Annotated in this window: 7 protein-coding genes and 1 pseudogene; all 8 read right to left on the bottom strand. The window is 57.8% G+C overall.

From position 1 onward, the window contains the following. A partial coding sequence (locus tag ACKVOS_RS03895; RefSeq protein ID WP_409210704.1) for an alpha/beta hydrolase-fold protein occupies nt 1-470 on the bottom strand: 470 nt, incomplete at its 3' end. Nucleotides 471-485: 15 nt separating this feature from the next. Further along, nucleotides 486-866, bottom strand: a complete 381-nt coding sequence (locus tag ACKVOS_RS03900; protein WP_409210705.1) for a VOC family protein — start codon at nt 864-866, stop codon at nt 486-488. 509 nt (nt 867-1,375) lie between these two features. Next, nucleotides 1,376-2,365 (bottom strand): GSU2403 family nucleotidyltransferase fold protein, encoded by a 990-nt coding sequence (locus ACKVOS_RS03905; RefSeq protein ID WP_409210706.1) that lies wholly within the window; start codon nt 2,363-2,365, stop codon nt 1,376-1,378. A gap of 252 nt (nt 2,366-2,617) precedes the next feature. Further along, nucleotides 2,618-3,361, bottom strand: coding sequence for a hypothetical protein (locus ACKVOS_RS03910; protein ID WP_409210707.1), 744 nt, complete (start codon nt 3,359-3,361; stop codon nt 2,618-2,620). A 120-nt stretch (nt 3,362-3,481) separates the two neighbouring features. Then, the gene (locus ACKVOS_RS03915; protein WP_409210708.1) at nt 3,482-4,108 is read right to left on the bottom strand and encodes a trimeric intracellular cation channel family protein; all 627 of its coding nucleotides are present in this window, start codon (nt 4,106-4,108) and stop codon (nt 3,482-3,484) included. A gap of 2 nt (nt 4,109-4,110) precedes the next feature. Next, nucleotides 4,111-5,505, bottom strand: coding sequence for a dihydrolipoyl dehydrogenase (gene lpdA / locus ACKVOS_RS03920; RefSeq protein WP_409210709.1), 1,395 nt, complete (start codon nt 5,503-5,505; stop codon nt 4,111-4,113). Nucleotides 5,506-5,517: 12 nt separating this feature from the next. Continuing rightward, complete coding sequence (gene odhB / locus ACKVOS_RS03925; RefSeq protein WP_409210710.1) at nt 5,518-6,741, bottom strand: 2-oxoglutarate dehydrogenase complex dihydrolipoyllysine-residue succinyltransferase; 1,224 nt, start codon at nt 6,739-6,741, stop codon at nt 5,518-5,520. Between the two features lie 6 nt (nt 6,742-6,747). Next, a pseudogene (gene sucA / locus ACKVOS_RS03930) lies at nt 6,748-7,558 on the bottom strand (2-oxoglutarate dehydrogenase E1 component); the annotation flags it as partial.

Below are 7,558 nucleotides of genomic sequence, written 5' to 3' on the forward strand. Positions count from 1 at the left end.
AGCGCGCCATGGCCACCCATCGAATGCCCCATAATCCCCTGCCGTTCCATATCGACCGGGAAATGCTCTGCCACCAAAGCCGGCAATTCGCTCTCGATATAGTCGCGCATCCGGTAATGTTCGGCAAAAGGTTCAACCAGTGCATTGACGTAAAAGCCCGCGCCCAGACCAAAGTCATAAGCGGCGTCGGGATCATCGGGAACATTTTCGCCGCGCGGGCTGGTGTCGGGCGCGACAAATATCAGCCCAAGTTCCGAACAGACGCGGCGAAATTCGCCCTTGTCGGTGACATTGGCATGGGTGCAGGTCAGACCCGACAGATACCAGACCACCGGCAATTTGGCACCCGGCGCGTGGGGCGGGACATAGACCGAAAAGGTCATGTCCGTCCCCGTCGAGGTCGAATGATGTTTATAGACACCCTGCACACCCCCAAAAGCGGTGTTCGTCGAAACCGTTTCAAATGTCATGCAAGGGTTCCCTTTTTAGTCGGTTACGCGGTGCAGGGCGCACAATTTATTGCCATCGGGATCGCGCAGATAGGCAAGATACAGCTTCATGGCACCGCCTTCGCGAATGCCGGGCGCGTCTTCAATTGCCGTGCCGCCATTGGCGACACCGGCCGCATGCCATGCATCGGCGACTTCAGGCGTCATCGCAAAACCAACGGTGCAACCATTTCCAGCCGTGGCGGGTTTCCCGTCAATCGGTGGCGTGACCAGAAACAGCGAGCCATTATGCATATAAATCAGGCGACCTTTGGGATCCAGAATGCCTTCCTTGCCACCCATCGCGATAAAAGTTGCGTCGTAAAATGTCTTGGAACGGGCAATATCGTTACTGCCGACCATCATATGGCTGTACATATTTCTTCTCCTCAAGTTTAGCAGCAAAAGCTCCGCCCGCTTTGACCATCAACCCTTATGGGGTGCAAGGGCAATTTTTTGCTTAGAAGATGGATGGGCGGGCTTTCCTGAATTCCGCTTTCATAGGTTGTTGTGTGTATTTGGTTCGCACGAAGACACGAAGACGCGAAGAATAAGGAAAGAAGAACGGCACATTTTTTCCGTGACCGTCACCCTGAACTCGTTTCAGGGTCCTAGTTTTCAACGTTGCAGTACTAAGACCCTGAAACAAGTTCAGGGTGACGGTGCTTTTTAAGGTGGCGTCGCTCCTTGTCTCTTTCCTCCACTCCCCTTCGTGTCTTTGCGCGAACCAATCCCCCTCCCGCTTGCGGGAGGGGTTAGGGGAGGGTGCGTGCCGTAGGCGCGCCTTGGGGCCTCACCGACTCACCCTCCCCCGACCCCTCCCGCTTGCGGGAGGGGAGAACGGCGCGCCAACTGCCTTTATCGAACTTTATTGAAGCACTAAGGTATCAATTCAGTCGGCTCTGTTTCCAGCGATCAAATAGGGGTGCCAGATCCCCTGGCAATCCTGCCTCAAACTCATCATCGAGCGGGTATTGCAGCATCGTTTGCGCCACTGCTTCCAATAATATCTCGGCTTGTATGCGGTCTTTCGGACGCTTCAATGAATTGCGTTTGGGTTGTTCAGCCATCCAAAATTTCTGAAGTGCAAACCATCTTGGATCAGGCGCAACAATTCGTGCAGGCTGGCCGTCGCGGCAAACAACGATGTGGTCGACGAAGCGACCGTTCAACAACCATTCTTGCTCTGGCAGCGGGATCGGCATTGGTCGGTCTGTGCGAAAGATGGACCCAATGCGCGATGGCGCGGCAAGAATCTCCACTTCATAGGCTTTGGCGTTGCGCGCCTGAAAGCTGCGTTCGGTATTGATCGTGAATGTGGTATCGACAGCTTTGAGCATTTCCCAAATGGGTTGCCGCCCTTCTTCGAGTTCCGTTCCGGTCCACGCCAGATCGCAATCGTCGGTTTCATCGGGGATCTCGCGGATCATTCCGGCAGCCTCAATGTGATATGCAGCAATGGCGTTGGTGCCCACAACAATCAGTTTGTTACCTAACAAACTTCGCTTATCGGCCTCGCGCAAGATGGCGCCTGCAGAACCGGATAACAACGGAAGTCTGACTGAACGGTAAAGACGGCAGGTCTCGTCAAGTCGCTGTTTGCTCATATCGCGACGGTGCTGCCATTCGGATTTTTCGGATCGATAGACTTCTAGCCGCGCGGATTGCGCATCCGACCAAGGGCCTAGACTTTTGGCATTGTTTGCCCGGTCCCTTACTTCATAAAGATAGGATCGGCCATTAACCTGCTTGCGCACAAGATTGTAAGGCATCGCAGCCAATGCCCTTTCCGCCTCCATCCAGACCTCATATTGTTGGTACAGATTTATCGTGATCCGCATCTGTTCGTCGGAAAATGGCTGCAGCACATTTTTCATGATATTATCCTGCAATTTTCTATTTTAATATTATTGCAGGATAATATGATGAATGCAAGATTATTAGCTCATTTTGTCCCGATTTTACTGGTATCCTGCATAATGCAATATCGTTATTATGCAGGATAAATTGGTATTTATCAGACTGCAGCAAAGTCACGCTGGCATATCCGGGAATTGCTCTGCAAACTCTGCGCGAACCAATCCCCCTCCCGCTTGCGGGGATGGAGAAATCTACTAAGCCTCCACCCTCTATTCCCACAACGGCTTCTTCGCCTTGCGCCGCGCGTCTGCGGCTTCCAGTGCTTCGGCTCCGCGGATGATCGACTCCTTTACGGCTTCGACATCGACCGGTGCCCGGTTCCAGGCAACCCGCTGGTGACCCCGGTATTTTTCGTAAAAAGACAGAATCCGGATTGCCTCGTCAAACCGGTCGGGGCGGATGTCGCGGGGGATGCCGACGTAATAATCGTCGGTCTGGTCTATGGCGTCCTGGAGCAGGCGGATCTCCAAATTCTGCAGTCCGATCTTCAATGCCTCAGCCCATTCCTTGGCGAAAGGGGGCCATTTATTCCGGCGGGTATAGGCCGAAGGACGGTTATGTCCGGCCGCAGCACAGGCCATCGTCACGTTGCACGTGGTGGCGAGCGTGTCGAGGAACCGTTTTTCGTCGGCACGGGTCCAGCCATTTGGCCCTGCGCGTTGGGTCCGGCGGGGCACGCCATTGGCGCTTTGCGTGATGATCAATGCCGAACCATCGCGGTCCCACTGCGTGCCGGAGGGAGCGGGGCGGTCTTCGTTGGCAAGTTGCGTTTTGGCTTGCGCCCGGGCGGCGTCCATGTCGGCGGCAAATTCAGCGTCCTTTTGCCTTTTGCGGTATACCGATGCGTTGTTGACCTTGGCCTTGTCGCTCGCCAGTCTGACATTGCCGGTTTCGGCCAGCGCTTTCAAAAAGCGCGCCTGCCAGCGCGGCGGACGGGGTTTGCGGGTTCGCATGACAGGGTCCTTTCAAGATGTGGGGAAGCAGGCGCAAGGGCGGAGAACGCGGCTTTGCGACTGTATCCTTGTCTAATAGGTAAAGCGTCATGCTGTCAAGAAAAAGAACCTATTTGGTTATTATCCGCGATAGGCGGGAATGGCCCAGCCTTTCAGGATCGCCATCGCACGCAGGATGAAACCGGCCATCGCGCTAAGGCCTGCGGCCAAAAGTACGGGCAGGCCGAACCAGAGCAGCAGCACGAACAGGCCAGAGGCAAGCGCGGCGGCGGTGACATAGATTTCGGGCTTGAGCAGGATCGACGGCTCGCCTGCCAGCACGTCGCGGATGATTCCGCCGACACAGGCGGTGATAACGCCCATCATCATCGCAGGCAGCAGGGGGACGCCCAGTGTCAACGACTTCCACGCGCCGAATACGGCATAGATGGCTATCCCGATTGCATCGAACCAGTCCAGCGCGCGGGCGTTCCAGAAGGTTTTGGGGGTGAACCACACCAGCCCGGCGGTCACCAGACAAGTGGCGGCAAAGCGCCAGTCATGCACCCAGAACACCGGCGCTCCGATCAACAAATCGCGCACCGTGCCCCCGCCAACGCCGGTGACCAGCGCGAAGAAGGAAAAGGTGACGAGCGTCTGGCCCCGCTGCGCCGCGGCTAACGCCCCCGATGCGGCAAAGACCGCGATGCCGAACACGTCGAGCCAGGCGATCAGGGCCGGGGCCAGTTGGACCGCCTCCTGGATCATGCTTACATGTGGATCGGTTTGCCGGTGACCGCCATCGCCGCCTCTTTCAACGCTTCGGCGTGGGTGGGGTGGGCGTGGCAGGTGTAGGCAATGTCTTCGGATGTTGCGCCAAACTCCATCGACAGCGCGGCTTCCGCGATCATGCTGCCTGCGATTGAGGCGATGATATGGACGCCGAGTACACGATCGGTTTTGGCATCGGCGATGACTTTTACAAAGCCGTCGGTGTCGCGGTTGGTCTTGGCGCGGCTGTTGGCCATCATCGGGAATTTGCCGACCTTGACCTCGCCTTGTGCCTTTGCCTCTTCCTCGGTCAGGCCGACGCTGGCGATTTCCGGATAGGTGTAGACGACGCCGGGAATGACGTCATGGTTCAGTATGCCGGTCAGGCCTGCAACGAATTCGGCGGCGGCGATGCCTTCATCTTCCGCCTTGTGCGCGAGCATCGGGCCGGGGACGACGTCGCCAATGGCGTAGATGCCGGGGACGCTGGTCTGGAAATCATGGCCGATTTCGATCTGGCCACGTCCGTTGACGGTCAGACCTGCCTTGTCGAGGGCAAGGCCTTCGGTATTGGGCTTGCGGCCAATGGCGACGAGGACACAATCGGCCTGTATGCTTTCCGCCGCGCCACCTGCGGCCGGTTCGACGGTCAGTGTCGCGGTGCCGCCCTTGACGGTGGCGCCGGTGACCTTGGTGCCGGTGCGGATTTCAAAGCCCTGCTTTTTGAAAATCTTGGCAGCTTCCTTGCGGACTTCACCGTCCATGCCGGGCAGGATCTGGTCGAGATATTCGACCACGGTGACCTGTGCGCCGAGGCGCAGCCACACGCTGCCAAGCTCCAGCCCGATCACGCCGCCGCCGATGACGACCATATGCTTGGGCACCTTGGGCAAGGCGAGCGCACCGGTGGAATCGACGATGACCTTTTGATCAATGATGACGCCCGGCAGCGGGGTGACGGAGGACCCCGTCGCGATCATGATTTTCGGGGCGGTATAGACTTTGCCCCCAACATCGATGCTGTTAGGCGAGGTAAAGGCCGCACGGCCCTTCAGCCAGTCGACCTTGTTCTTCTTGAACAGAAATTCGATCCCGCCGGTCAATTCGCCCACAGCCTTGGTCTTTTCCGCCTGCATCTGGTCAAGGTTCAGCGCCACGCCCTTGAAGTCGATGCCGAATTTGGCGAGCGCGCCCGACTGTGCCTCATGGTAAAGTTCCGACGCGTGAAGCATCGCCTTGGACGGGATGCAGCCGACATTCAGGCAGGTTCCGCCCAATGTTTCGCGGCTTTCCACACAGGCGGTTTTCAGGCCGAGTTGCGCGGCACGGATCGCGGCGACATAGCCGCCGGGACCTGCGCCAATGACGATCAGGTCATAATCATGTTCTGCCATCGTGCCGGCTCCTTACAGGTCAATCAACAAACGTGTCGGATCCTCAATCGCCTCTTTGACGATTTTCAGGAAGGTGACCGCCTCGCGGCCGTCGATCAGGCGGTGGTCATAGCTGAGCGCGAGATACATCATCGGACGAATCACAACAGCACCATTCAGGGCCACGGGTCGATCTTCGATCCGGTGCAGGCCGAGTACGGCGCTTTGCGGCGGGTTGATGATCGGGGTCGACATCAGACTACCGAACACGCCGCCGTTGGAAATGGTGAAGGTTCCGCCGGTCATATCGTCCATGGTCAAAGTGCCCGCCTTGGCCTTGGCACCGAAATCACCAATGGCCTTTTCGATTTCGGCAAAGCTCATGGCGTCGGCATTGCGGATTACCGGAACGACAAGCCCGTTGGGCGCGCTGACCGCGACCGAGACATCGAGATATTTGTGATAGACGATTTCGTCGCCTTCAATCTGGGCATTCACCGATGGCACATCGCGGGCGGCAAGGGCAACGGCCTTGGTAAAGAAACCCATGAAGCCCAGGCGCACGCCATGCTTCTTTTCAAACAGGTCTTTGTAGGTGGTTCGCGCCGCGATAACAGCGGACATATCCACATCGTTAAAGGTGGTCAAAAGCGCGGCGGTATCCTGCGCGCTTTTCAGGCGTTTCGCGATGGTTTGACGCAACCGCGTCATTTTGACACGTTCTTCGTGGCGGCCGCCATTTGCCACAGAAGCTGTGCCGGTTGCGACCGAGGGCGAAGGCGCTTCGGTTGGCGCGCCCTTTGCTGCTGCAATCACATCTTCCTTGGTCAGGCGACCGTCTTTGCCAGTGCCTTTGATTTTACTCGGGTCGATGCCGAGTTCAAGCACCAGACGGCGGACGGCCGGCGATAAAGGCAGATCGGCATTTTCGGCGGATGCCGCAACGGGCGCAGGCGCAGGTGCCGTTGCAACGGGTTGAGGCGCAGCCGCAGCCGCAGCCGGGGCAGCCGTTGCACCACTGCCTTCTTCGATCGACGCGATCACCGCGCCGACATTCACGGTCGCGCCTTCTTCGACATTATAGGCACCCATGATCCCGGCAACCGGGGCAGGCACTTCTATGGCAACCTTGTCGGTTTCAAGGCTGGCAATGGGTTCATCGGCGGCAACCGCCTCGCCCGGCTTTTTCAGCCATTGGCCCAAAGTGGCTTCGGTGATGGATTCGCCCAATACGGGGACTTTAACTTCGGTGCTCATATCGTATCAGCCTTTTCTCTGACGGCGGATTTCGGCGCGGACATTATGGCCGAGCGCATCGGCGACCAGTGCCGCCTGCTCAGCCTGATGGCGTTTAGCAAGGCCGGTTGCGGTGGCAGCCGCAGCTTTCCGGCCTGCATATCGTGCGCGCGTCGGCGCGGACTTTGCAGAAGCGAGGCATTCCTCAATGAACGGATCGACAAACGACCAGCTGCCCGCGTTCTTTGGTTCTTCCTGCGCCCAGACGACCTCTTCGAGGTTTGTCATGCGTTTCAGACGTACAACCAGAGGCTCGCCGGGGAAGGGATAAAGCTGCTCCAACCGGACAATCGCGGTGCCGGTATCGCCCGCCGCGTTGCGCGCTTCGATTAGATCATAAGCGACCTTGCCCGAACACAATACCAGCCGTTTCACGTCCGAATCGGCGGGCTCATTCGGGTCCGACAATATCCGCATGAAGTGGCTTTCGCCCTGAAAATCTTCGGCCTTCGACACCGCCATCTTGTGCCGCAGCAGCGACTTTGGCGTCATCACTATCAAAGGCTTCCGGAATGGCCGTGCCATTTGACGGCGGAGCAGGTGGAAATAATTTGCGGGTGTAGTGCAATTGGCGACCTGAATATTGTCTTCGGCGCATAATTGCAGGAAGCGTTCGAGCCGCGCGGATGAATGCTCCGGCCCTTGTCCTTCATAGCCGTGCGGCAACAGCATCACCAGACCGTTGGCGCGAAGCCATTTGGCCTCACCTGCCGCGATAAACTGGTCAATGATGACCTGCGCGCCGTTGACGAAATCACCGAACTGCGCCTCCCAAAGC

Source organism: Sphingorhabdus sp., from assembly GCF_046154385.1.
Classification (GTDB): Bacteria; Pseudomonadota; Alphaproteobacteria; order Sphingomonadales; family Sphingomonadaceae; genus Sphingorhabdus_B.